Below are 23,852 nucleotides of genomic sequence, written 5' to 3' on the forward strand. Positions count from 1 at the left end.
ACGGTAGCTACAGCGCCTTGACCGCCCCGAGCACCTGCGCCAGTGAGTCCTTGGCGTCGCCGAACAGCAGCGAGGTCTGGGGCTCGTACAGCAGGTCGTTCTCGATCCCGGCGAAACCCGGCCGCATGGACCGCTTGAGGAAAATCACCTGACGGGCCTCGGCCACTTCCAGGATGGGCATGCCGTAGATGGGGGATCCCTGGGACGTCTTGGCCGCGGGGTTCACCACGTCGTTGGCACCCACCACCAGGGCAACGTCCGCGGTTTTGAACTCCGGGTTGATCTCGCCCATTTCCTTCAGCGACTCGTACGGCACATTCGCCTCGGCCAACAGCACGTTCATGTGCCCGGGCATCCGGCCCGCCACGGGATGGATGGCGAAGTCCACCTCGATGCCCCGCCCCTCCAGGGCCAGCGCCAGTTCGGCGGCGGTGTGCTGGCCCTGCGCCACCGCCAGGCCGTAGCCCGGAACAATGATCACCCGCTGCGCGTAGCCCAGGAGCACCGCCACGTCCTCCGCGCTGGAGGACCGTACCGGACGCTCGCTCACGGCGGTGGATCCCGCCGTCGAACCTCCCCGGAAGGCACCGAACAGGATGCCCGCGACGCTCCGGCCCATGGCGGCGGCCATGGCACGGGTGAGGATGGTACCCGACGCACCTACCAACGTGCCGGCGACCACCAGCAGCACGTTGCCGAGCACCACGCCGGAGGCCGCCACGGCCAGGCCCGTGAAGGCGTTCAGCAGCGAGATGACGATCGGGACGTCGGCCCCGCCCACGGGCAGCACCAGCAGGATGCCCGCCGCGAGGCCAAGCACCAGCAGCAGCACCGCCAGCGGCAGCGAGCCGGTGACAACGACGGCAGCGGCGGACGCGACAGCGGCGAGCAGCACCGCGGCCATCACCACGGGGAGGCCCGGGAACAGTACCGGGCGGGTGGTCATCAGTTCCTGCAGCTTGGCGAACGTGACCCCCGAGCCTGCGAAGGACACGGCGCCCACCAGGAGCGTGAAGACAATTGCCAGCCGCATCCAGGGGTCACCGGCATGGCTGAGTTCCAGGAGCGCCACCAGCGCCGCCGCCCCGCCGCCCACGCCGTTGAACAGCGCCACAAGCTGCGGCATCTGGGTCATCTTGACCCGCCGCGCCACCGGGGCGGCAACGGCTGACCCCACGGCGATCGCAGCGATGATCCACGGGATGTTCTCCAGCCGCGCGGACAGGAACACCGTGACGACGGCGATCAGGGCGCCCGCGGCACCGACCAGGTTGCCGCGGCGGGCCGTCCGGGGGGAGCTGAGCCCGCGCAGCGCCAGGATGAAGAAGACGGCGGCAATGAGGTACAGGAGCGAGGTCCAGACGGGATCGAGGAGGCTCATCTGCCGTCCACCTTCCCCGCCGGCGCTTTGGCGCCCAGCGGTTTCTTCGCGTGGAACATGTGCAGCATCCGGTCCGTCACCACGAAGCCGCCCACCAGGTTGGCAGTAGCGAGGACGACGGCGAGGAGGGCCACCGCGAGCACCCACGGGTCCGCTGCCTGGCCGGCCACAATGATGGCGCCCACCAGGATGATCCCGTGGATGGCGTTGGCGCCGGACATCAGGGGCGTGTGCAGGGTGCTGGAGACCTTGGAAACCACCTCGAAACCGACGAACACGGCCAGTACGGTAATGGTCAGCAGACTGATTCCGTCCATCAGAGCACCCCTTCCCGCCGGCTGCCGGCCCGCTCCGCCAGCAGATCCGCCGTCGGCCGGTGCCGCACTTCCCCGTCGTGCGTCAGGCAGGCGCCGGCCAGCACTTCGTCCCCAAAGTCGGGGACCAGGGCCCCTTCCCGGACCATGAGCGCCACCAGGTTGGCAACGTTCTTGGCGTAGAGGCGGGAGGCGTCGGAGGCCATGGCCGAGGGGGCGTCCTTCAGGCCCACCAGCGTGACGAAGCCGGAACCGTCCGCCGTGGGCACCGGGATGTCCTGTCCTGGAACCACTGACTCCACGTTGCCGCCGGACTCTGCGGCGAGGTCCACGACGACGGATCCGGCCCGCATGCCCTGGACCATCTCGGTGGTGACCAGGAGGGGTGCGCGCCTGCCCGGGACGGCCGCCGTCGTAATCAGCACGTCCGCCTGGGCCACATGCGGGGCGAGCAGCTGCCTCTGCCGGGTGCCGGCGTCCGAACTGAGCTGGCGGGCATAACCACCGGCTGCTTCCGCGGTTTCCAGGTCCAGCCGGATGAAGGTGCCGCCCATGGAGGCCACCTCGTCCGCTGAGGCGGGGCGGATGTCGTTGGCGAAGACGCGGGCGCCCAGGCGTTTGGCGGTGCCGATGGCCTGCAGGCCGGCCACGCCGGCGCCGAGCACCAAGACCCGGGCGGGCGGGACGGTGCCGGCGGCGGTCATGTACAGCGGGAAAAACCTGGGCAGCCGGATGGCCGCTTCCAGGACGCAGCGGTAGCCGGCCACCAGGGCCTGGGAACTGAGGGCGTCCATGGACTGGGCGCGGGAGATGCGGGGCACCAGTTCCAGGGCGAAGGCCGTGACGCCGGCGTCTGCGAGCGCCTCCACCGTTGGGAGTTCGGACGACGGCGACGCGAGCCCCACGGTGACGGCGCCCCTTTTCAGGGACCGGGCGGTTTCCGGGTCGAGGGGCCGGACGTGGGCGAGGACGTCCAGTTGGGCGAGGTCGAGGTCATGGACGAGGTGCGCCCCGGCCTGGGTGTATGCCAGGTCCGGGTATCCCGCCGCCGCGCCGGCGTCTTCCTCCAGGAGTATCTCGACGCCGAGCGCCGCCAGTTGCTTCACCGTTTCCGGTGTGGCGGCCACGCGGCGTTCGCCCTCCCGACGTTCCCGCGGTATACCCAGTTTCACCCGCCGTCTCCCCTCGTTGCACGGGTGCGGCAGCGCCGCCCTGCTGGGACGTTGGCCTGTGTGGACCGTGGGTCTTCGCGGAGCGGCGCTGCTGCACGTAGTTGGCTAGAGTCTATGGCCCGCACCGCTGCCGCGGGAGTGGGGCGGCGTTCTTGGTGGTAAACAGTTACCTTACGGGTCCCCCGCGTGCCGGCGGCTGCCTTGTTCCCCGCCCGCCAGCCGGTAGGAATCCTGGAGCAGTTCCGCCAGCAGCTTCCCGTCGATCCAGTCCAGCCGCACCAGCACCAGTTGGGGAGAGCGTTCGTGATGCGGGGTCCAAAAGAAGGTTTCCGGCTCCGTTCCTGCCAGGGCCTCGCGCTCTTCGGTCTTGACGGTGAGGACTCCCGGTTCCCAGATCCGGCCCATCAGGGTCTTGGCGAACCAGGCGGGCCGGCCCCAGCTCAGCCGCTCCGTGACGCCCGGGAGTGCCAGGGAAATCCTGCGGACGTCGTCTTCCGTTGCCATGGGCCACAGTCTGCCTGCGCGCCAGCCGCCGGACAAGAGACGGCGTGGCAAAGCGTTTTTGTCCAGATATGCCGGCTTCCGCACGTCTGAGGCCTGCATACGTGCACAAAACTCCAGCAGACCCGCCTACCCCCGGGCGGTCAGGTCGGCCGAGACGAGTTCCGCCGTCGCCACAATCTCCTGCGCCACCGAAGCCAGGAAGGCTTCCGGGTCCGGCTTGGCGGCCACGGCCTGCGCCTGCAGGGAAACGTTCACGGCGGCCACCACCTTGGATCCGTCATAGACCGGCGCGGCCACGGACATGAGCCCGAGCTCCAGCTCCTGGTCCAGCAGGCACCAGCCCTGGGCCCGGACCGTGTCCAGGACGGCCAGGAGTTCCTTGGCGCTGCCCAAAGCGCGTGGGGTGAGCGGCTTGATCTCCGCCTCCGCCAGGTACGCCTTGAGGTCGGCAGGAGGCAGCGCGGCAAGCAGTACCCGGCCCATCGACGTGGCATAGGCGGGGAAGCGCGTGCCCACCGTAATGCCCACGTTCATGATCCGGCGCGTGGTCACCCGGGCGATGTAGGCGATGTCCGTCCCGTCGAGCACGGCCGCGGAGGTGGATTCGCCCAGCTTCAGTGACAGTTCCTCAAGGTGCGGCTGGGCCAGCTGCGGCAGCGACAGCCCGGACAGGTACGCATACCCGAGCTGGAGCACCTTCGCCGTCAGCGCGAATGTCTTGCCGTCGGTCCTGACATAGCCCAGCTCCACCAGGGTGTGCAGGAACCGCCGGGCTGTGGCCCGCGTCAGCCCGGTGCGCGCAGCCACTTCCGTCAGGGTCATGACCGGATGGACCGTGTCGAACGCACGGATAACGGCGAGCCCGCGGGCCAGGGACTGGACATACTGGTCACTGGCCTGCGGGGCAGGCTGGCTGTCTGAACTGACGGCGTCGGTCATGGTTACCAATCCTAGGGCCGCCGGCTATGGCGTGGCAGCCGCCGCCTTGAGCGGGACGGGCACAAGTTCCTGCAGCTCTTCCAGGGTGCAGCCGAAGGTCTCGCGGACGGTGACGCCGCCGGGTCCGGTGAGGAACACGGCCTTGTCCGTGTAGACGCGGGTGACGCAGCCGACGCCGGTGAGCGGGTAGGTGCAGGACTCCACGAGCTTGGAGGCGCCTTCGCGGGTGAGGAGGGTCATCATGACGAAGACGTCCTTGGCGCCAGTGGCGAGGTCCATGGCGCCTCCGACAGCGGGGATCGCCCCGGGTGCGCCGGTGTGCCAGTTGGCGAGGTCGCCGGTGACTGATACCTGGAACGCGCCGAGCACGCAGATGTCCAGGTGCCCGCCGCGCATCATCGCGAAGGAGTCGGCGTGGTGGAAGTACGAGGCGCCGGGGAGCTCCGTGACGGGGATCTTGCCGGCGTTGATGAGGTCCTCGTCGATCTGGTCCCCCTTGGCTTCGGGGCCCATGCCGAGCATCCCGTTCTCCGTGTGCAGCGTGATGTTCTGCTCCTCGGTGAGGTAATTGGAGACAAGGGTGGGCTGGCCGATGCCCAGGTTCACAAAGGATCCCGGTGCGATGTCCCGGGCCACCAAACGGGCGAGGTCGTCCCGGCCCAGCGGGGTGGCGGAGGTCTGGAGGGTTGTTGCGGTGCTCATTGTCAGGCCACCTTCTCGCTCATGCCGGCGGTGCTGCCGGCGGCGGTGTTGTCGGCGGCCACGCGGACCACTGTGTTGACGTAGATGCCGGGGGTGACTACGTTTTCCGGGTCCAGCGCCCCGACGGGGACAATCTCGGAGACCTGGACGATGGTCTGCTTCGCTGCAGCGGCCATGATCGGGCCAAAGTTCCGGGCCGTCTTCCGGTAGACCAGGTTGCCCTTGCCGTCGGCCTTGAGCGCTTTGATCAGGGCGACGTCGGCGTGGATGGGGGTTTCGAAGACCTGGCCGCGGCCGTCAATGATGCGGGTTTCCTTGCCCTCGGCGAGCATGGTGCCATATCCGGTGGGGGTGAAGAACCCGCCGATCCCGGCCCCGGCCGCGCGGATCCGCTCCGCCAGGTTGCCCTGCGGTACGAGTTCCAGTTCGATCCCGCCGGCCTTGTACTTGGCGTCGAAGTGCCAGGAATCGGACTGACGCGGGAAGGAGCAGATCATCTTCCGCACGCGGCCTTCCTTGATCAACAGCGCGAGCCCCTGGTCGCCCTGGCCGGCGTTGTTGTTCACCACGGCCAGGTCCGTGGCGCCGCATTCCAGCAGTGCGTCGATCAGTTCGAACGGCTGCCCGGCGTTGCCGAACCCGCCGATCATCACGGTGGAGCCGTCCTTGATGCCGGACACGGCCTCCCGGACAGTATCTACAAAATTCAGCATTCGCTTAGGCCTTTCCTGTGTTGTTTCCGGAGGCGGTGACGTTTTCGAGGACCACGGCCAGCCCCTGCCCGACGCCGATGCAGATCGCAGCGACACCCCAGCGTTCGCCGGAGGCCTGCAGCGACCGCGCCAAAGTGCCCAGGATCCGGGTGCCGGACGCGCCGAGCGGGTGGCCCATGGCGATGGCCCCGCCATGCCGGTTCACGATCGAGGGATCGATGCCCCAGGCGTTGATGCAGGCCAGGGACTGGGCGGCGAACGCTTCGTTAAGTTCGACGGCGCCCACCTGGTCCCAGCCAATCCCCGCCTTTGCGAGGGCTTTGTTCGCCGCCTCGACCGGCGCGTAGCCGAAGTACTGCGGATCGTTCGCGTGCGCCCCGCGTCCGGCGATGCGGGCCAGGGGCTCCAGCCCCAGCAGCCCGGCGGCAGCCTCGGACCCCACCCAGGCCGCGGAGGCGCCGTCGGACAGCGGCGAAGCATTGCCCGCGGTGACGGTCCCGTCCTCGGTCCGGAAGACCGTCTTCAGCCCGGCGAGCTTCTCTGCCGACGAACCTGCCCGGATGCCTTCGTCCCGGACCAGGTCCGTGCCCGGAACCGGGGCCACGAGGTTGTCGTAGAAGCCCTCATCCCAGGCGGCGGCGGACAGGTTGTGGGAGTTCGCGGCGAACTCGTCCTGGGCCTCACGGGTCACACCGTACTTCTCCCGCAGCCGTTCGGTGGCCTCGCCCAGGGAAATGGTCCACTCCTTCGGCATGGCCTTGTTCACCAGGCGCCAGCCGAGCGTGGTGGAAGCCAGGGTCATGTCCCCGGCCGGGTAGGGCTTCTCCGTCTTGGGCAACACCCAAGGGGCCCGGGACATCGACTCCGCCCCGCCCACCAGCATCAGGTCGGCGTCGCCGGCGTTGATCTGGCGGGAGGCGATGATCGCGGCGTCCAGCGAGGAGCCGCAGAGCCGGTTCACCGTGGTGCCCGGGATGGACACCGGCAGGCCGGCCAGCAGGGTGCCCATCCGGGCGATGTTCCGGTTCTCCTCGCCGGCGCCGTTGGCGTTGCCGAACACCACCTCGTCAATCCGCTCCGGATCCAGCGCCGGGGCGCGCTTCACGGATTCCTTGATCACGTGCGCGGCAAGGTCGTCGGGGCGGACGGCGGCAAGGCCGGAGCCGAATTTGCCGAACGGGGTGCGCACGGCGTCGTACACAAAAGCCTGGTTCATGGTGCTCCTCTTAATTCTGTCGGTGCCCCTCCCAACTAGGTAGCGCTAAGTGTCGTTTTGGAGGCTCATAACGACACTTGGCGCTACCTAGTTGGGCGGGCGGGGTTTAGTCGGTGTGGGTTGTGTCCAGCTCGCGGAAGACTTCTTGGGCTGTTTTGAAGGCGGTGTTGGCCGAGGGCACTCCGCAGTAGATGGCGGTCTGGAGCAGGATTTCCTTGATCTCGTCCCGGCTCAGGCCGTTCCGGACGGCGGCGCGGATGTGCATGGCCAGCTCTTCCCAGTGCCCGTGGGCTACCATCGCCGTGATGGTGACGGCGGAGCGCATCTGGCGGGTCAGGCCGGGCCTGGTCCAGATGCCACCCCACGCGATCCGCGTGATCATGTCCTGGAAGTCCTCGGTGAACTCGTCCTTGTTGGCGTTGGCCCGGTCCACGTGAGCATCACCCAGGACTTCGCGCCGGACCTTCATGCCGCCGTCGTAAATGTCCTGGCTGGTGGCGTCCGGCCGGACCACACCGTGCCGCTCCGCGCCCGCCTGTCCAAAGCTGCTCACTTGGCTGCCCCCTGCGATTCGGCCCAGGAGATCAGGCCGCGCATCAGTTCCGCCACGTGGGCCGGCGCCTCGGCGGGGGCCAGGTGCGCCACGCCCTCCAGCGTGACGGCGGTTGCGGTGCCGCCCCCTGCGGTGATGCCCGCGGCCACTTCCTCCGCGAACGACGGCGGGGCCACCCCGTCCAGCGCGCCGGCTATGACCTGGGTTGGGACCTGGATGCTGCCCAGTTCGCCACGCACGTCAAAGGCGGCAAGGGCCTCGCAGCAGAACGCGTAGCTGAAACGGTCGGCGTCGCGCAGGGCGTGCAGGAGCCGGCTGCTGAGTTCGGGCTCACGCTCCATGAAGCCCGGCGCGAACCAGCGCTCCGCAGAGCCCTGGATCATCACGGGCGTGCCCTGGCTGCGGACGGTTTCGGCGCGCTCCAGCCACCCCTCCGGGGTGCCCAGCTTGGCGCCGCTGCACTGGACGGAAAGGCTCTTGAGCCGCTCGCCATGCTTGATGCCCAGCTGCAGGCCGGTGGCGCCGCCCAGGGAGACGCCGGCGTAGTGGAAGGACGCGCCGGGGGCGATGGAATCGACGAGGTCCACCACGGCGTCAGCCAGCGCGGCGACGTCGAACGTCTCGGTGGCGGCGGGCGAGACGCCGTGGCCGGGCAGGTCCCAGGCCACCACGTCGTAGTCGTTGCCCAGCACGGAAGCAGTGCGGTTCCAGAGGATGGTGGAAGTGCCCAGGGACGGACCCACCACCAGCAAGGGGTGGTCTCCGAGGGGACGTTGGGGTGACAGCAGCGCTGCCTTCAGGGCCGGCTTAGCCACGGGAAGCTCCATTCGGATCGGTGTCTGCAGATGGGTTGGCGGCGAAGTCCGGGTAGGCGGCCAGGATCCGCCGGGAAATCTCCGGAGCCTCGCCCAGGTAGCTGCCCGGGTTGAGGAGTTCCTCGAGCCGGAGGTCGCTGAGGATCCCGGCTGGAACGGCTTCGCGGAGCAGCTTGCGGTACGTGGCGGCCTGGTCCGCGGGCGGCGCCTGGAGCGTCCGGTCCACAACAGCCTGGAGCTGCTGCTTCCCGCTGGTCCCGCCCTTGTCCGAAAGCAGCGGGGCCACAGCGGCACCCACGCCTTCCGCCAGCAGCAGCGGACCGGCAAGGTCAAGGTTCCGGCGCATCGCGTCCGGGAAGACCTGCAGGCCCTCGGCCAGCTCACGGATATGGCCGGCCGCGCCGAGCGCCAGTGCCAGGAGCTGCCGGAGCGCAGGCCACTCGGTGTGCCACGCGGCGTCCGGGCGTTCATCGTTGAAACTGGCGGCGGCCAGGTGCAGCTGGGCGGCCAGCGCCGGGGCCTGCAGCGCCGCGCTGCGGACCAGCACGGACAGTACCGGGTTCTGCTTCTGCGGCATGGCCGAGGAAACCCCCCGGCCGGCGGCCCGCGGCTCAGCCAGCTCGCCGACCTCGGGCCGGCTCAGGAACAGGACATCCGCCGCGATCTTGCCGAAGGCGTCCAGCACCGCAGCCAGGGCGTTGCCCAGCGACGTCACGGCCAGCCGGTTGGTGTGCCACGGTGCGGGCGCTGAAGCGAGGCCCAGCTGGGATGCCAGGGCGCCCGCGAGTCCAAACGGAGTGGCGGATGAGCCCGATGTCAGGACAGTTCCCGCAGCCAGCGTTCCCGCCGCGCCGCCGAACTGGACCGGGAAGTCCAGGCCCGCCAGCTGCCGGCCCGCAGCGGCCGTGCCGTGGAACCACTGGGCGGCCCGCAGGCCAAACGTGAAGGGCAGGGAATGCCGCGTCAGGCTCCTGCCCACGCACAGCGTGTCCGCATGCCGTTCCGCCAGGGCCGCGAGCGCCGCCGTCGCGCCTCTTAAGTCACCCAGCACCGCCTCCACGGTGTTGCGGGCCACCAGCATCAGCGCCGTGTCCAGGACGTCCTGGCTGGTCAGGGACGTGTGCACCGCTTTTCCTGCCCCGACATTGGCCGCATCCAGCGCCGCGACCTGCGTCCGCAGGTCCGCCAGCAGAGGGATGACCGGGTTGCCGCCGCCCTGGGCACGCCGGGCGATGGCTGCCACGCTGTACCGGCCGGGCTCCGCGGCAGCGGACACGACGGCGGCGGAACCGGCAGGTGCCAGGCCCGCCTTCTCCAGCACGGCGGCCCAGCCGGACTCGACGGCGAGGATCGCCGCCAGGACAGCGCGGTCCCCCGTCAGTGCCCCCACAAGGGGCGACGCTGAGACGGGACTCAGCAATCCGGCGTCGCCCTCCATCTCGAAAGCGGCCGGGGATCCCAGGCTGGCGGCTCCGGTCACTGGAAGTCCAGGAAGACTGTCTCGCCCTCACCCTGCAGGCGGATGTCCCAGGTGAGGCCGCCATCGGGGTCGCGGCGGGCGATCAGCGTCTTGCGGCGCTGCGGATCCAGGGAACTCAGCAGGGGATCGTTGGCCAGCGCCTCGGTGTCCTCCGGGAGGTAGATGCGGGTGAAGAGGCGGTTGGTCAGCCCGCGGGCAAAAAGCGCCACGGAAATGAACGGTGCCGCCGCTCGTTTTCCAGGGACCGGCCTGGTGGGCCCCGGGTTGACGGTGGTGAAGGTGAAGACGCCCGTGTTCCCGACGGCGCCGCGGCCCCAGCCAGTGAAGGTGTAGCCGTCCCGGACCAGGGAACCGGTCTTTTGGACCACGTTGCCCTCGGCGTCGGGCTGCCAGATTTCCAGGATGGCGTCGGGGATGGTGTGGCCGGCTCCGTCATAGACGGTGCCCTGGAGCCGGATGGAGCCGGGCGAGCCCGGGGCCACGAGCTCGTTGTCCTTCTCGAAGGGCAGGGCGTAGCCGTAGAACGGGCCGACGGTCTGGCCGGGCGTGGGTACCAGTTTGGTGCTCATCTTTCCTACTCCTCGTCGCCTGCGGCGCCGAGCGCCTCGTTTTCGGTCCAGGTGCGCTTTGGCCCGGTGAGGACGATGTCCCAGTTGTAGCCCAGGGCCCACTCCGGCTCCGTGATGCTGTGGTCGTACGTGGCCACGAGCCGGTCGCGGGCGTCCTGGTCCACGATGGTCTGGTAGATCGGGTCCAGCGGGAAGAGCTGGTCGCCGGGGAAGTACATCTGGGTGATGATGCGCTGGGTGAACTCGGTGCCGAACAGGGAGAAGTGGATGTGCGCGGGGCGCCAGGCGTTCAGGTGGTTCTTCCAGGGGTACGCGCCAGGCTTGATGGTGATGAACCGGTAGGAGCCGTCCGGGCCGGTGATGCAGCGGCCGATGCCCGTGAAGTTGGGATCGATCGGCGCGGGGTGCTGGTCACGCTTGTGGATGTAGCGGCCGGAGGCGTTGGCCTGCCAGATCTCCACCAGCTGGCCTGCCACCGGGCGGCCGTCGCCGTCCAGGACCTTGCCGGTCACGATGATCCGTTCACCCTGGGGCTCGCCGTTGTGCTGGATGGTGAGGTCGGACTCGAGTGCGTGCACGTCCTGGTGGCCGAACGCGGGCGAGTAGAGCTCGATGGTCTCCGGGTCCGCGTGCTGCAGGCTCTTGGTGGGGTGCCGCAGGATGCTGGAGCGGTAGGGCGGATAGTCCAGCCGGGGCTGGGTCTCGGCGGACGCACCGTCTTTGAGGGCCCGCGCGTAGGCCTCGCCCAGGGCATTGATCTCCGCGCTGAGGTCGGCCTGGGTTTCGATGGCGAGGTCCAGTGGCAGGTGGGCGGCCTTCGGCTCGGCGGGCGGTACGAATTCGTCCGTTTCGAGCTCGGCGCTGGTGTCTTCCGGCACGGCTGGCTCCTTTCTGGTTTTTCGGATGGATGGGGTTGTCAGGTGTACAGGGAGCGATTCAGGTGCGGTGCAGCGAGTCGTACTGCACTGCGTGGCGGACCGGGGCGTTGGGCGCCCCGTAGCCGTCGTAGCTGCCGCGGCGCTCCACCATCTCGAAGAACACGCTGCCAACCGTGGCGGTGTAGAAGTGGAGGAATTCGCCGTCGGCGTCGCGGTCGTACAGGAGGTTGAGGTCCTTGAGGGTGGCCAGGAATCCGGGGTCGAGGTCGAAGCGGGCGTCCAGGTCCTCGTAGTAGTTCGCGGGGATCTGCAGGAATTCCAGCCCCCGGTCCCGGGCCGCCAGGGCGGCAGCCACGAGGTCGTCCACGGCGAAGGCGATGTGCTCCTGGTAGGTCTTGCGGACGCTCTGCGGACCCTGTTCGGCAGCCTGCTGCACCGGTGCCAGGTTCAGCACCAGCCGCACGGCGGCGTCGGACGTCTGCATGACCTGCGAGCGCACCAGCCCGCTTGGGCTGGGAACCTCCGCGAACGGCTGCGGCTCAAGTGCCAGGGCGCTGGTGTAGAAGAGGACGGCCTCGTCGAAGTGCTGCCAGGGCTGGGCCAGGTTGACGTGGTCGATCACGGCGGCAGCGGCGGCGGACGGGTGTTCCAGCCCTTCCCCGGAGTCCCGCGCCTGGCCGAATTCAGCAGTCCACGCGGCGGTGCCGTCCGGGCTGCCCTGGCAGAGGAAGATCTCGGTGGAGTCCGGGGCCGAGATGCCCTGGAACACCTCCTCGTCGGCCTGCACCTTGCGGGCCACCACAGGCGCCTTCAGCTGCTGCGCCCGGGCTGAGGCAATTACGGGGGAATCGACGTCGAACCCCAAAGCGGCGATGGCAGGCTCAGCGTGCTGCGCCGCCTGCTCGTTGATGATCACGCGGGCCTGGCCCATGGTCCACAGCTGGACGTCCTTGGTGCGGTGCCGGCCCTCGAATCCGAAGCCGAGCTGGCCCAGGAGCTTCTCGAGCTGCGCCGTGTCGTCCGCCTTGACCTCGGCGAAGTTGAAGCCGGCGGGTTCGTTCACCTTGGGCAAGGTGGCCAGTTCCATGGGATAACGACGGCGGCGCGCGGCGACGCTGCCCTCCGTACCGTCCGTGTCGTTCACGGCCAGCCATGTGGCGCTCTGCTCCTCGAGCCAGATCAGCGAACGCATGGCATCAACGGCTGTCCGTTCGACGTCGGACTGGCGGAAGACGTCATTAAAGACTTCCAGGGAGACCGGCCCGGTGTAGCCGGCGCGGACCACATGGCCCATGAACTTGGCGAGCTCGAACTGCCCTTCGCCGGGAAATACGCGGTAGTGCCGGCTCCAGGAGAGCACGTCCATGGAGAGCTTGGGGGCGTCCGCCACCTGGACAAAAAAGATTTTCTCCGCGTTGATCTTCTCGATGGGAGCCGTGTCCCAGTCGCGGGAGAGGATGTGGAAGGAGTCCAGGCACGTGCCGAAGTTGGGGTGGTCCACCATCTCCACCAGCTTGTACGCGTGCTCGTAGTCGTTGACGTACTTGCCCCAGGCCAGGGCCTCGTAGGCCACCTTGACGCCGTGGTCCCCGGCCAGTTCCGCAAGTTCGGCAAGCTGGGAGGCGCGGAGGCCGTCGTCGTCGATTGTTGCCGTGGCCACGTTCGAGCAGACGAGGATGGTGTCCATGCCCAGCCGGGACATCAGCTTGAACTTTGCCTCGGCCCGGCGGAGGTTGGCTTTGAGCAGGTCCGGCGTGACGCCGTCGAAATCCCGGAACGGCTGGTAGAGGTCCAGCCCCAGGCCGAGGTCGGCGGCCATCTTGCGGACGTCCTCGGGGCTCAGTGGCGAGGTGACCAGGTCCTGCTCGAAGATCTCGATGCCGTCGAAGCCCGCGATGGCGCAGGCCTGCATCTTTTCCTTCAGGGTGCCGGAGAGGCAGACCGTCGCGATTCCGGTGCGCATCAGGCGGCCACCTCCTCGGCGGCCACAAGTTCCAGGAAGTGGCTCCGCATGCGGTCGGGGTCCGCTTCGAGGCCGGTGAAGATGCGGAAGGCGTCGGCGGCCTGGCCCACGGCCATACGGCCGCCGTCCAGCACGTCGCAGCCCCTGGCGCGGGCACCGCGGACCAGTTCGGTGTCAATGGGGCGGTAGACGATGTCCGCAACCCAGTGCCGGGGCTCCAGCAGGTCCAGGTCCACGGGGACGCCGGGGTGCGCGGCCATGCCCACCGGGGTGCAGTGCACCAGTCCGTCAGCCAGCCGCATCAGCTGCGGCAGCTCCGTCGTCGTCCGTGCCGCCACGGTGCTGTCCGGAAAGAAGCCGGCCAGTTCAGCCGCGCGGGCGGCGCCGCGCGCTGCGTCCATGTCCACGAGGTCCAGGTGGCGGACGCCTGCGGTGAGCAGGGCGTAGGCGACGGCGGACCCGGCACCGCCGGCGCCGAGCTGCACCACGCGGTCCAGCTTCACACCGGGTAGGCCGGCGGCGAGAGCCGCGGCAAAGCCGGAGAAGTCAGTGTTGTGGCCAACGAACCGGCCGTCCTCGATCACCACCGTATTGACGGCCCCCAGCCGGCGGGCGTCCGGGGACACCTCGTCCAGGTGCTGCAGGACCAGCTGCTTGCAGGGGTGGGTGATGTTCAGGCCGTTAAAGCCAAGGTTCCGTGCGCTCTTCAGGAGCTCTCCCACGGATTCCCCGGAAAGGCCCAGCTCGAGCAGGTCGATGGGCCGGTAAAGGTAACGCAGGCCCTGCACATCACCTTCGCGTTCGTGCATGGGCGGGGTGAGTGACGGCATCACGCCGTCGCCGACCAGTCCCACAAGGTAGGACTCAGTGCGATTACTCATCCGTGCAGCTCCTTTGGTACGGCACCCGGCGGGCGGCGTTGCTTTTGGGCGTACGCTGGCACCAGGTGACTGGAATAACGATATAACAAATGTTCACTTCTCGCACTCTTGTTCTACATACGAACAATCATGCTTTGTTCCGCGGCTTCCCGGGCGTGGTGGCACGCCCGGGTCAGCGCTGCGGAAGCCGCGCGGCGAGTTCCGCAGCCGCGTCCTGCAACAGTGGGACGTGGGCCTCCAGGCCTTCAAGGCTCAGGCGGAAGACAGGAACCGCCGTGGCCAGCGAGGCGAACGCATGGCCCTGGGAGTTGAGCAGCGGAACCGCGACGGCGCGCATGCCCGTCTCGTTCTCCTCATCCATCACCGCAAACCCCTGGCGCCGGACCTTCTCGATTTCGGCGCGGAAAGCGTCGCGATCGGTAATCGACTTTTCCGTGAGCCGCTCAAGCGGAAGCTCCGCCAGCAGCTTCTCCCGCTCGGCATCCTCGGCGAAGGCCACCAGGGCCTTTCCGACGGCGGTAGTGGAGAGGGAGCCCAGGTGGCCGGGGTCGCTGGTCACCCGGAACATCTGCGGCCCGTCCACTTTGTTCACCGTGAGGTGGTGGTGGCCGTCCCGGACGCTCAGGATGGTTGCCTCACCCGTCTGTTCCGTCACGCGGCGCAGGACCGGCATGGCCGTTCCGGCGAACCCGTGATGGTTTGAGACCCGCTGGCCCAGCTGGAAGATCCGCAGGCCCAGGTGGTACCGCCGGCCGTCCGGCTCATAGTCAACGAACCCGTCCCGCGTCAGCGAGCCCAGCAGGCGGTAGGTGGTGCTGAAGGGCAGGTCTGCGCGGCGGGAGATTTCCGCGGCACTGGCTCCGCGGGGCTCATCCCCCAGCAGTACCAGGAGGCCCAGGGCCTTGCCCACCATGTCGGTACGGTCCGCCTTGGTGGCCTTGGCGTCCGCATTGGTCTCGACAGCTACATCATCGTCAGCTGTGGTTTGATTCACACTCATACTTCGATGTTGCCACATAGTGAGAGCTATTTCTAGATGGTGATTATTTTCTTGACAAGTGACTCCACTCACAGTCATCATTGCTGTATCGCACAAGTAGCTCTCACAATGTGGCTACTCGTCCGGGTCTTCTATCGGACTCCAGCCGCAACGCGCCCCGCCCGCACCAAGGCAGCGGCGGCTGCACCCCCAGATCCATCCGCGACAATGTCGTCACACAAAGGAACTCCATGAGCCAGACACTTCCGTCCGCCGGAACGGACACTGCCACCCACGGCCGAACGCCCAAGAAAGCAGCCGTTGCCAGCTTCCTGGGCAGCGCCGTCGAGTACTACGACTTCTTCATCTTCGGTTCCGCCGCCGCCCTGATCTTCCCCAAGGTCTTCTTCCCCGACGCCGATGCCAACGCCGCCATCATGTCGTTCGCAACCTTCGGCTTCGCCTACGTGGCCCGTCCCGTGGGCGCCGTCATCCTGGGCCACTTCGGTGACCGGGTGGGCCGCCGGAAGGTCCTGATGTTCACCCTCCTGCTGATGGGTGCCTCCACCTTCCTGATCGGCTGCCTGCCGGACTTCAACACGGTTGGCTGGTGGGCACCCGCCCTGCTGGTGCTGGCCCGGCTGTGCCAGGGCCTGTCCGCCGCCGGCGAGCAGGCCGGCGCCTCCTCCATGACGCTGGAGCACGCTCCGGACAACCGCCGTTCCTTCTTCACCTCCTGGACCCTCACCGGCACCCAGGGCGGCCAGATCCTCGCCGCCCTCGTCTTCATCCCCGTCCTGGCCCTCCCGGACGACATCAAGTACGGCATCGGCTGGCGCATCCCCTTCTGGCTCAGCGCCGTCGTCGTTGTTGTTGCATTCATCATCCGCCGCACCCTGCACGAGCCGCCGGCCTTCGAGGAAGCACAGAAGTCCGCACAGATTTCCAAGCTGCCCGTCGCCGACCTGCTCAAGGGCCACTGGCGCGACGTCCTCCGCGTCATCTGCTGCGCCTTCATCGCCGCCGTCTCCACCGTGTTCGGCACCCTGGCCATCAGCTACGCCAAGACCGTTGCCGGCGTGGACGGCACCACCACGCTGTGGCTCGTTGTCGGAGCCAACCTGGTGGCACTGGGCACCCAGCCGCTGTTCGGCATGCTGGCGGACAAGATCGGCCGAAAGCCCGTGTTCATCTACGGCGCCGTGGCCAGTGCCACCCTGACGCCGGCGTTCCTGCTCAGCCTGGAATCCGGCAGCGTGCCACTGATGTTCCTGGCCGCCATCGGCATGTTCTCCTGCGGTTACGCTGCCTCCAACGCTGTCTGGCCGTCCTTCTACGCCGAGATGTTCAGCACCAAGGTGCGCTTCTCCGGCCTGGCCATCGGCACCCAGCTGGGCTTCCTGATGGCAGGGTTCGCACCGGCAATCGTGGCGGCCATGGGCGGCATCAAGCCCGGCGGCTGGGTACAGATCAGCATCTTCACCGCGGTCATCGCCGGCATCGCGGCAATTTCCGCCCTGACTGCCAAGGAATCCTTCCGGACCCCCACCAGCCAGCTCGGCCTCAAGTAGCGGCCAGCCGGGCCGGAGGCACACTCGGCCCGTTTTCACGCCCGAAAGCCCGCCATTCCCCCAAATGGCGGGCTTTCCCTGTTGAAAAACGGGCTGGCGTGGCGGCCGGCGGACAGAAAGCCCTACGGCCGGCCGGTCTCCAGTACCGACCCCAGGTCGAAGCTGACCGGCTCCTCCAGCTGGGCGTAGGTGCATGATTCCGGGTCCCGGTCCGGCCGCCAGCGGTTGAACTGGGCAGTGTGGCGGAACCTGTCGCCTTCCATGTGGTCGTAGCGGACCTCCACCACGAGCTCCGGGCGCAGCGGCACGAAGGACAGGTCCTTGCCGGCGCTCCACCTGCTGCCTTCGGCGTTCCGGGGAGTCCGTTCGCCCTCTTCCTGCTTCGCCCACGCCCACGGGTGGTCGTCAAAATCGGTCACCAGCGGCTGGAGCTGCTCGAACAGTTCCTGCCGCCGCTTCATCGGGAAGGCGCCGATCACGCCCACGCTGGCCAGGCCGCCGTCGTCCTTGTACAGGCCCAGCAGCAGCGAACCGATGGCGTCCGGCCCGCTCTTGTGCAGCCGGTAGCCGGCCACCACGCAGTCCGCCGTGCGTTCGTGCTTCGTCTTGAACATCACCCGCTTGTCCGGCTCATACCTGCCGTCCAGCCGCTTGGCCACCACGCCGTCCAGCCCTGCCCCCTCGAACTGCCGGAACCACTGCTCCGCCGTGTCCTTGTCCGTGGTGGCGGCCGTGAGGTGGACAGGGGCCTTGCTGGCGGCGAGGGCCTTCTCAAGGGCCGCCCGCCGTTCCGTGAAGGGCCGGCCGGTGTAGTCGTCATCGTCCATGGCCAGCAGGTCGAAGGCCACGAACGAGGCCGGCGTCTGCGCCGCGAGCAGCTTCACCCGGCTGGCCGCAGGGTGGATGCGCTGCTGCAGGGCGTCGAAATCCAGCCGGTCGCCGGAGGAACCGATCAGGATGATCTCTCCGTCCACCACGCAGCGCGGCGGAAGGTTCTCCTTCAGCGCCTCAACAAGCTCGGGAAAGTACCGGGTCATGGGCTTCTCGTTGCGGCTGCCGATCTCCAGCTCGTCGCCGTCACGGAAGATGATGGACCGGAACCCGTCCCACTTCGGTTCGTAACTCAGCTCCCCCTCGGGGATGCCGCTGACGGCCTTGGCGAGCATGGGCGGGACAGGCGGCATCACGGGAAGTTCCATGTGCCCCATCTTGCCGGGCGCCGGCCGCTCACGGAAGACCGCCGCTTACCCGGCCAGCAGCCAAACAGTGAGGATCAGCACCGGAGCCGCGGCCGCCGTCGAGAGCAGGATGGTCTCCCTCGCCACCGCAACACCGCGCCCGTATTTCCCCGCGAACAGGAACACGTTCTGCGCCGAAGGCAGCGCCGCCATCAGCACCACACCCAGCAGCATGTGCTGTTCGAGGTTGAACACAAAGCGGCCGACGACGTAGGCCACCATGGGCATCACCGCGGACTTCAGCGCGGTGGCAGTAAGGATTTCCGCCGTGTGGCCACCGCTTTGGAGCATCCGGGTCCCGTGCAGGGACATGCCGAAGGCCAGCAGCACCACCGGTACCGCGGCGCCGCCCAGGAGCGCCAGCGGCGCCATGACGGGTTCGGGAAGTTCAACGTTGAACGCGGCGAGGACCACGCCCAGCAGGGACGCGATGATCATGGGGTTCCGGAAGGGCTGGGTGAGCAGCAGGCGCGGCGAAACCCGGCCGGCCGCGGAAAGGTCCAGCAGGGTGAGGACCAGCGGGGCGAACAGGAGCAGCTGGACCAGCAGCACCGGCGCCACGGGGGTCGCGTCGCCCAGCGCGTACAGCGTCATGGGAATGCCGATGTTGTTCGCATTGACGTAGGAACTGGCCATCGCCCCCACCGCGGTCTCCGCCAGCGGCCGCCGGAACCACACCCGGCTGGCCAGCACGTACAGCAGGGCGGTGGCGGCGGCCGTGATCATTGCCAGCGGTACGTAGGCAGAAAACACCACGGTGAGGTCTGACTCCAGCACCACGGTGAACAGCAGGACGGGGTTGGTGATGAAGAACGCGGTTCGCGTCAGTGCCGAAACGGTGGGCTCGCCTCCCAGCCCGCACCGCGCGGCGATGTATCCCACCGCAATGACGACGCCGATCACCGCCAGCCCGACCAGCACACCGCCCACAGGGGTACTTCCTTCCGCTTCCGCCGCCTGCGCCGGAGTTTCCGCATGCGCACTGCTACAAGTTACAAACTTATCTGACAAGTGGCCGGCCGCCGGACAGGCGCCTCGCCCTGCACTGCTGGACGCCGGCCGGCCCCTCGACACAACACCTCCCCGGACGGTAGAGGTTAACGATGGTTACTGTCGGCTTCCACGCCTCGCACGAACAGATCAGTCCCGGGCAGCTGCTCAAGGACGTCCAGCACGCGGAACGGGCAGGGTTCGATGCCGCCATGTGCTCTGACCACATAGAGCCCTGGTCCGCCCGGCAGGGGCATTCCGGGTTTGCCTGGTCCTGGCTGGGTGCCGCGCTGGCCACCACCTCCCTCCGGTTCGGCGTGGTGACGGCCCCGGGCCAGCGGTACCATCCGGCCATCATCGCCCACGCCTCTGCGACCCTTGCCGGCATGTTCCCGGGCCGGTTCTGGATGGCCCCCGGCAGCGGCGAGAACATGAATGAGCACGTTACCGGCGACGCGTGGCCGCCCAAGGAAACGCGGCAGCGCCGGCTGGAGGAATGCGTCGAGGTGATCCGGCGGCTCCACCGGGGCGAGGACGTCACGCACCACGGCCTGGTCACCGTGGAGCAGGCGCGGATCTGGGACGTGCCGGACTCCCCGCCGCCCCTCATCGCTCCCGCGATCAGCGTGGACACCGCCCGCCGCGCCGCCGTGTGGGCGGACGGGCTTGTCACCGTGAACCAGCCGGCCGCCAAACTCAAGGAGATGCTGGCCGCCTACCGGGACAACGGCGGCCGCGGCAAGGCCGTGCTGCAGGTCCACCTGTCCTGGGCGCCCCGCGAACAGGATGCGGCAGCGATCGCCCTGGACCAGTGGCGGACCAACACCTTCGCCCCGCCGGTCCCGTGGGACCTTCCCACTGCCGGACATTTCGACGGCGTCAGCGGGCAGGTGGGCGAGGAACAGGTCCGCTCGGCCGTCAACGTTTCGGCGAGCCTGGACCAGCACGCCGAGTGGCTGGCCGGCTACTCCGCCCTGGGCTTCGACGAGCTCTACCTGCACTTTGTGGGGCAGGAGCAGGCGCCGTTCATTGACGCGTTCGCCTCGGAGGTCCTTCCGCAGCTGCGCGGTTCGCGGCTCCAGGCACAGACGCAGGCGCAGGCGCAGGCGCAGGCGCAGGCGCAGGCATGAGGATCGCCGAGACCTCGGACCTCTGGTGGAAGAACGCGGTGGTCTACTGCCTGGACGTCGAGACGTTCTTTGACGACGACGGCGATGGCACCGGTGATTTCGCGGGCCTCACCCAGCGCGTGGACTACCTCGCGGCACTGGGCGTGACCTGCATCTGGTTGATGCCGTTCTACCCCTCGCCGGACCGGGACGACGGCTACGACGTCACGGATTTCTTCACCGTGGACCCGCGGCTGGGCACCCTGGGGGACCTGGTCGAGTTCATGAGGGCCGCCAAGGACCGCGGCATGCGGGTCATCGCCGACTTCGTGGTGAACCACACCTCGGACCAGCACCCGTGGTTCGTGGAGGCCCGGAAGTCCACGGACAACCGGTACAGGGACTACTACGTCTGGCGGAGCGACACTCCCCCGGACACGTCCTCCGAGGTGGTGTTCCCCGGCGAAGAGAACTCTCTCTGGACCAAGGATGATGCCACCGGCGAGTGGTACCTGCACATGTTCGCCAAGCACCAGCCGGACCTGAACGTGACCAACGCGTCCGTGCGGAATGAAATCGCCAAGGCCATGGGCTTGTGGCTGGAGCTGGGCCTGGACGGGTTCCGCCTGGACGCGGTGCCCTTCTTCCTGGAAACCCGGGGCCAGCCCAAGGACGAGGCCGCCAACCTGGATCCGCACGAATACCTGGCGGCACTGCGAAGTTTCGTGAGCCGCCGCAACGGGAGCGCGGTCCTGCTGGGCGAGGTGAACCTTCCCTACAAGGAGCAGGTGGAGTACTTCGGCGGGCACGAGGGCAATGAGCTCAACATGCAGTTCGACTTCATGTCCATGCAGCACATCTACCTTTCGCTGGCCCGGCAGGACGCCCGCCCCCTGGCCGAGACCCTGAAGAGCCGGCCGCCGCTGCATCCCGATAACCAGTGGGCCATGTTCGTGCGCAACCATGACGAACTGACCCTGGACAAGCTCAGCGACGGCGAGCGCGGGGAAGTCTTTGCGGCGTTCGGGCCCGAGAAGAACATGCAGATCTACGGACGGGGGCTGCGCCGGCGCCTTCCCCCGATGCTTGGCGGCGACCAGGAACGCATCAGGATGGTGTACTCTCTGATGTTCTCCCTGCCCGGCACTCCGGTGCTGTTCTACGGAGAGGAGATCGGGATGGGTGAGGACCTGCGGCAGAAGAGCCGCGCCGCCGTTCGCACCCCGATGCAGTGGAATGCCGAAAAGAACGGTGGGTTTTCCGCCGCCAACGTATCCCAGCTGGTGGCGCCCGTAGTCCGGGGTGACTATGGCCCGGAGAACGTAAATGCCGCCAAGGCCAAGCGGGACCCGGGTTCGCTGTTCAATTTCATGGTTACGTTGATCCGCCGCTACCGCGAGTCGGCGGAGCTGGGCTGGGGCAGGTTCGCCATCATCGACCAGCCGGAACCGGCCGTCTTCGCCCATACGCTCAGCTCCGACGGCGGCACGCTGGTGCTGCTGCACAATTTCGGGGAAGAGCCCGTGAAGGTCAGCGGCTCCGTGGGCGCCGAGGATGGGCCGCGGAATGCTTTCAGGGACGCTGTCCTGCTGGACCTGTTCGACGGCGACAACTCACCGCTGGATCCCGACGGCGGCTTCACGGTTGAGCTGGGACGCTACGGCTACCGCTGGTTCCGCCTCCACCGCAAGGGCGACCGGCTGGCACCTTGAGCGGCTGGGTTTACCCGGTTGCTTCTCCCAAGTCCGCCAGGGCCTTCCGGAGGCGGGCACCGGCGTCGTCGGCTACTTCCTTGACCGCCGGGGCGCCGCTGAGCTGGACCATGGTTTGGGGGTCGATTGCCTCCACCGTGGTGACGTTCGCATCCTTGCTCCGGCGCACCACCACATTGCACGGCAGCAGGGCACCGATTTCGGGTTCGGCGGCGAGGGCGCGGCTGGCCAGCGCAGGGTTGCAGGCGCCGAGGATGACGTAGTCGCCGACGGCGTCCGCAGCTTCGGCTCCAAGCTTGGCTTCGAAGGTGGAGCGGACATTGATTTCCGTGAGGATTCCGAAGCCCTGGGCTGACAGGGCCTCCCGCGCGCGGTCCAGGGCTTCGGTCCATGGAAGGGCGACGGTGGTGGTGAGGGTGTACGTCATGGTTCTCCTTGGGTTGCCCGGATGCCGGTGGTGGACCTTTGACCACGTTATACCCCTGGGGGTGTCTTGGCTACCCCATGGGGTATTAGGTTAGCCATTCCGGGATGGTACCGGCCGCTGCCCGCGCCCGTTTGTGAAAAAATCAACCATGCGCCCCATGCAGCACTCCAGCAAGCTCCAGAACGTGCGGTACGAACTCCGCGGACCCATCCTCCAGGCCGCCAAGAACATGGAGGCCGAGGGGCACCGGATCCTCAAGATGAACCTCGGGGACACCGCCCCGTTCGGTTTGGAGACGCCCGAATCCGTGGTGGTGGACATGATCCACCACCTCCGCGGGGCCCAGGGCTACAGCGACTCGAAGGGCATCTTCACCGCGCGCACCGCCATCTCCCAGTACTACCAGACCCGCGGCCTGATGCAGATCGGGGTGGAGGACGTCTTCATCGGCAACGGCGTCAGTGAGCTCATCTCGATGTGCCTGCAGGCGTTCATGGAAGACGGCGATGAAATCCTGGTCCCGGCACCGGACTACCCGCTGTGGACCGCCGCCGTCACCCTGACCGGCGGGAAGCCGGTGCACTACCTCTGCGACGAGGCAGAGCACTGGTGGCCGGACATGGCCGACGTGGAGTCAAGGATCACCAGCCGCACCAAGGGGATCGTGATCATCAATCCCAACAACCCCACCGGCGCCGTCTACCCGCGCCACATCCTGGAGCAGTTTGCCGAGCTGGCGAGGAAGCACCACCTGGTCCTGTTCTCCGACGAGATTTACGAGAAGGTGCTGTACGGGGACGCCCAGCACATCCACACCGCTGCCGTGGCCGGAGACGTCTGCTGCCTGACCTTCAGCGGCCTGTCCAAGGCCTACCGCATGCCCGGTTACCGGGCAGGCTGGGTGGCCGTGACCGGGCCGCTCGCCGCCACCGCGGCCTACCGTGAAGGGCTGGAACTGCTCGCATCCCTCCGCCTCTGCCCCAATGTCCCTGCCCAGCACGCCATCCAGACGTGCCTCGGCGGCTACCAAAGCATCGACGCGCTGGTGCGGCCCGGCGGCAGGCTCCGTGAACAGCGGGACCTCGCCTATCGGCTCCTGACGGAGATTCCCGGTGTGACCTGCGTGCCCGCGGCCGGAGCGATGTACCTGTTTCCGCGGCTGGACCCCGATCTCTACCCCATCACCAGCGACGAGCAGTTTGTCCTGGACCTGCTGCGGGACCAGAAAATCCTCGTCTCGCACGGTTCAGCGTTCAACTGGCCGGCGCCGGACCACTTCCGGTTTGTGATCCTCCCCTCCGTCCTGGACATCCGGGAGGCCGTACGGAGGATCTCCACCTTCCTGGCCGCCTACCGCGCCAGCCTGGAACTGCCGTAGGCGAGGAAACAGCTCCGGCGCGAAAAGCTAACCCGCGCCTAACCGAGGGGAAACGCGCGCGCAACATTGCTTGGGCACACTTGATCCTGCAGGCAAGAGCCGGCACCAGCCCCAGCCAGGAGGCCACGCCATGAAGCAGAAAGCGACACCACATGTGACCAGAGTCCGCGCCTTGGACCAGCTCCACCGCGGCGATGAGATCGAAGCCCGCCTATCCGTCGGCCCCTCCTACGACGACGTGGTGATCCGCCGCGGCCGTGTCCAGGAAACGGCGCCGGGCATCGGCGTCGTATGGATCCTGGACCGGCTCACCGGCCTGCGCAAAGCCATCAATACGGACGAATGCAGTGTTTGGCGGGTGGCCTGAC

Annotated in this window: 24 protein-coding genes; 5 read left to right on the plus strand and 19 right to left on the minus strand. The window is 67.9% G+C overall.

Annotation, left to right across the window (positions count from 1 at the left end):
• Positions 1-7: 7 nt before the first annotated feature.
• The 16 genes from KTR40_RS18545 to KTR40_RS18620 all read right to left on the minus strand — a co-directional run bounded on the left by KTR40_RS18545 (position 8) and on the right by KTR40_RS18620 (position 15,080).
• Positions 8-1,381: an NAD(P)(+) transhydrogenase (Re/Si-specific) subunit beta gene (locus tag KTR40_RS18545; protein ID WP_228404734.1), complete on the minus strand. Its 1,374-nt coding sequence runs from the start codon at positions 1,379-1,381 to the stop codon at positions 8-10.
• On the minus strand, positions 1,378-1,698 hold the full coding sequence (locus tag KTR40_RS18550) for an NAD(P) transhydrogenase subunit alpha (protein WP_228404736.1): 321 nt from the start codon (positions 1,696-1,698) through the stop codon (positions 1,378-1,380). Before KTR40_RS18550 ends, KTR40_RS18545 begins: the two co-directional genes overlap by 4 nt.
• The gene (locus KTR40_RS18555; RefSeq protein ID WP_228404738.1) at positions 1,698-2,867 is read right to left on the minus strand and encodes a Re/Si-specific NAD(P)(+) transhydrogenase subunit alpha; all 1,170 of its coding nucleotides are present in this window, start codon (positions 2,865-2,867) and stop codon (positions 1,698-1,700) included. Before KTR40_RS18555 ends, KTR40_RS18550 begins: the two co-directional genes overlap by 1 nt.
• 171 nt (positions 2,868-3,038) lie before the next feature.
• The gene (locus tag KTR40_RS18560) at positions 3,039-3,371 is read right to left on the minus strand and encodes an MmcQ/YjbR family DNA-binding protein (protein ID WP_228404739.1); all 333 of its coding nucleotides are present in this window, start codon (positions 3,369-3,371) and stop codon (positions 3,039-3,041) included.
• 126 nt (positions 3,372-3,497) lie between these two features.
• Positions 3,498-4,310, minus strand: a complete 813-nt coding sequence (locus KTR40_RS18565; protein ID WP_228404741.1) for an IclR family transcriptional regulator C-terminal domain-containing protein — start codon at positions 4,308-4,310, stop codon at positions 3,498-3,500.
• A gap of 24 nt (positions 4,311-4,334) precedes the next feature.
• Positions 4,335-5,012 (minus strand): 3-oxoacid CoA-transferase subunit B, encoded by a 678-nt coding sequence (locus KTR40_RS18570; RefSeq protein WP_228404743.1) that lies wholly within the window; start codon positions 5,010-5,012, stop codon positions 4,335-4,337.
• Positions 5,013-5,014: 2 nt separating this feature from the next.
• Positions 5,015-5,725 (minus strand): 3-oxoacid CoA-transferase subunit A, encoded by a 711-nt coding sequence (locus tag KTR40_RS18575; protein WP_228404745.1) that lies wholly within the window; start codon positions 5,723-5,725, stop codon positions 5,015-5,017.
• 4 nt (positions 5,726-5,729) lie between these two features.
• Positions 5,730-6,941: a thiolase family protein gene (locus tag KTR40_RS18580; protein WP_139030970.1), complete on the minus strand. Its 1,212-nt coding sequence runs from the start codon at positions 6,939-6,941 to the stop codon at positions 5,730-5,732.
• A 106-nt stretch (positions 6,942-7,047) separates the two neighbouring features.
• Complete coding sequence (gene pcaC, locus KTR40_RS18585; protein ID WP_139030971.1) at positions 7,048-7,494, minus strand: 4-carboxymuconolactone decarboxylase; 447 nt, start codon at positions 7,492-7,494, stop codon at positions 7,048-7,050.
• The gene (locus KTR40_RS18590) at positions 7,491-8,309 is read right to left on the minus strand and encodes an alpha/beta fold hydrolase (protein WP_228404747.1); all 819 of its coding nucleotides are present in this window, start codon (positions 8,307-8,309) and stop codon (positions 7,491-7,493) included. Before KTR40_RS18590 ends, pcaC begins: the two co-directional genes overlap by 4 nt.
• Positions 8,302-9,747, minus strand: coding sequence for a lyase family protein (locus tag KTR40_RS18595; RefSeq protein ID WP_228406199.1), 1,446 nt, complete (start codon positions 9,745-9,747; stop codon positions 8,302-8,304). The genes KTR40_RS18590 and KTR40_RS18595 overlap by 8 nt, the downstream gene beginning before the upstream one ends.
• Positions 9,748-9,785: 38 nt before the next feature.
• A complete protein-coding gene (gene pcaG / locus KTR40_RS18600) occupies positions 9,786-10,358 on the minus strand; it encodes a protocatechuate 3,4-dioxygenase subunit alpha (protein WP_228404749.1) in 573 nt (190 codons plus the stop codon).
• A 5-nt stretch (positions 10,359-10,363) separates the two neighbouring features.
• Positions 10,364-11,236, minus strand: coding sequence for a protocatechuate 3,4-dioxygenase subunit beta (pcaH, locus tag KTR40_RS18605; RefSeq protein WP_139030974.1), 873 nt, complete (start codon positions 11,234-11,236; stop codon positions 10,364-10,366).
• A gap of 58 nt (positions 11,237-11,294) precedes the next feature.
• On the minus strand, positions 11,295-13,199 hold the full coding sequence (locus tag KTR40_RS18610; protein ID WP_228404751.1) for a sugar phosphate isomerase/epimerase and 4-hydroxyphenylpyruvate domain-containing protein: 1,905 nt from the start codon (positions 13,197-13,199) through the stop codon (positions 11,295-11,297).
• Positions 13,199-14,080, minus strand: coding sequence for a shikimate dehydrogenase (locus KTR40_RS18615; RefSeq protein ID WP_228404752.1), 882 nt, complete (start codon positions 14,078-14,080; stop codon positions 13,199-13,201). Before KTR40_RS18615 ends, KTR40_RS18610 begins: the two co-directional genes overlap by 1 nt.
• A gap of 172 nt (positions 14,081-14,252) precedes the next feature.
• Positions 14,253-15,080 carry an IclR family transcriptional regulator gene (locus KTR40_RS18620; protein WP_171059143.1) on the minus strand — a complete coding sequence of 276 codons (828 nt, stop codon included), beginning with the start codon at positions 15,078-15,080 and terminating at the stop codon, positions 14,253-14,255.
• Positions 15,081-15,310: 230 nt separating this feature from the next.
• On the opposite strand from KTR40_RS18620, the gene KTR40_RS18625 reads away from it, so the two are divergent.
• On the plus strand, positions 15,311-16,630 hold the full coding sequence (locus KTR40_RS18625; RefSeq protein ID WP_139030977.1) for an MFS transporter: 1,320 nt from the start codon (positions 15,311-15,313) through the stop codon (positions 16,628-16,630).
• 122 nt (positions 16,631-16,752) lie between these two features.
• Here the strand turns inward: KTR40_RS18625 and KTR40_RS18630 are convergent, their stop codons facing one another.
• Positions 16,753-17,829 carry an ATP-dependent DNA ligase gene (locus KTR40_RS18630; protein WP_139030978.1) on the minus strand — a complete coding sequence of 359 codons (1,077 nt, stop codon included), beginning with the start codon at positions 17,827-17,829 and terminating at the stop codon, positions 16,753-16,755.
• A gap of 45 nt (positions 17,830-17,874) precedes the next feature.
• Positions 17,875-18,798 carry an AEC family transporter gene (locus KTR40_RS18635; RefSeq protein ID WP_228404754.1) on the minus strand — a complete coding sequence of 308 codons (924 nt, stop codon included), beginning with the start codon at positions 18,796-18,798 and terminating at the stop codon, positions 17,875-17,877.
• Positions 18,799-18,971: 173 nt separating this feature from the next.
• Between KTR40_RS18635 and KTR40_RS18640 the strand changes: the two genes are divergently transcribed.
• Entirely contained in the window at positions 18,972-19,988 is a 1,017-nt protein-coding gene (locus KTR40_RS18640) for a TIGR03885 family FMN-dependent LLM class oxidoreductase (protein WP_228404756.1), read from the plus strand.
• Positions 19,985-21,679 carry an alpha-amylase family protein gene (locus tag KTR40_RS18645; protein WP_228404758.1) on the plus strand — a complete coding sequence of 565 codons (1,695 nt, stop codon included), beginning with the start codon at positions 19,985-19,987 and terminating at the stop codon, positions 21,677-21,679. The genes KTR40_RS18640 and KTR40_RS18645 overlap by 4 nt, the downstream gene beginning before the upstream one ends.
• A gap of 10 nt (positions 21,680-21,689) precedes the next feature.
• On the opposite strand, the gene KTR40_RS18650 is transcribed toward KTR40_RS18645, so the two are convergent.
• Complete coding sequence (locus KTR40_RS18650) at positions 21,690-22,106, minus strand: DUF302 domain-containing protein (RefSeq protein ID WP_139030982.1); 417 nt, start codon at positions 22,104-22,106, stop codon at positions 21,690-21,692.
• 148 nt (positions 22,107-22,254) lie between these two features.
• On the opposite strand from KTR40_RS18650, the gene KTR40_RS18655 reads away from it, so the two are divergent.
• Together KTR40_RS18655 and KTR40_RS18660 are read left to right on the plus strand one after the other, a co-directional pair.
• Positions 22,255-23,484: a pyridoxal phosphate-dependent aminotransferase gene (locus KTR40_RS18655; protein ID WP_228404760.1), complete on the plus strand. Its 1,230-nt coding sequence runs from the start codon at positions 22,255-22,257 to the stop codon at positions 23,482-23,484.
• A gap of 130 nt (positions 23,485-23,614) precedes the next feature.
• Positions 23,615-23,851: a hypothetical protein gene (locus KTR40_RS18660; RefSeq protein ID WP_139030984.1), complete on the plus strand. Its 237-nt coding sequence runs from the start codon at positions 23,615-23,617 to the stop codon at positions 23,849-23,851.
• Position 23,852 lies beyond the last annotated feature (1 nt).

Origin of the sequence: Pseudarthrobacter sp. L1SW (assembly GCF_020809045.1) — a bacterium.
Classification (GTDB): Bacteria; Actinomycetota; Actinomycetes; order Actinomycetales; family Micrococcaceae; genus Arthrobacter.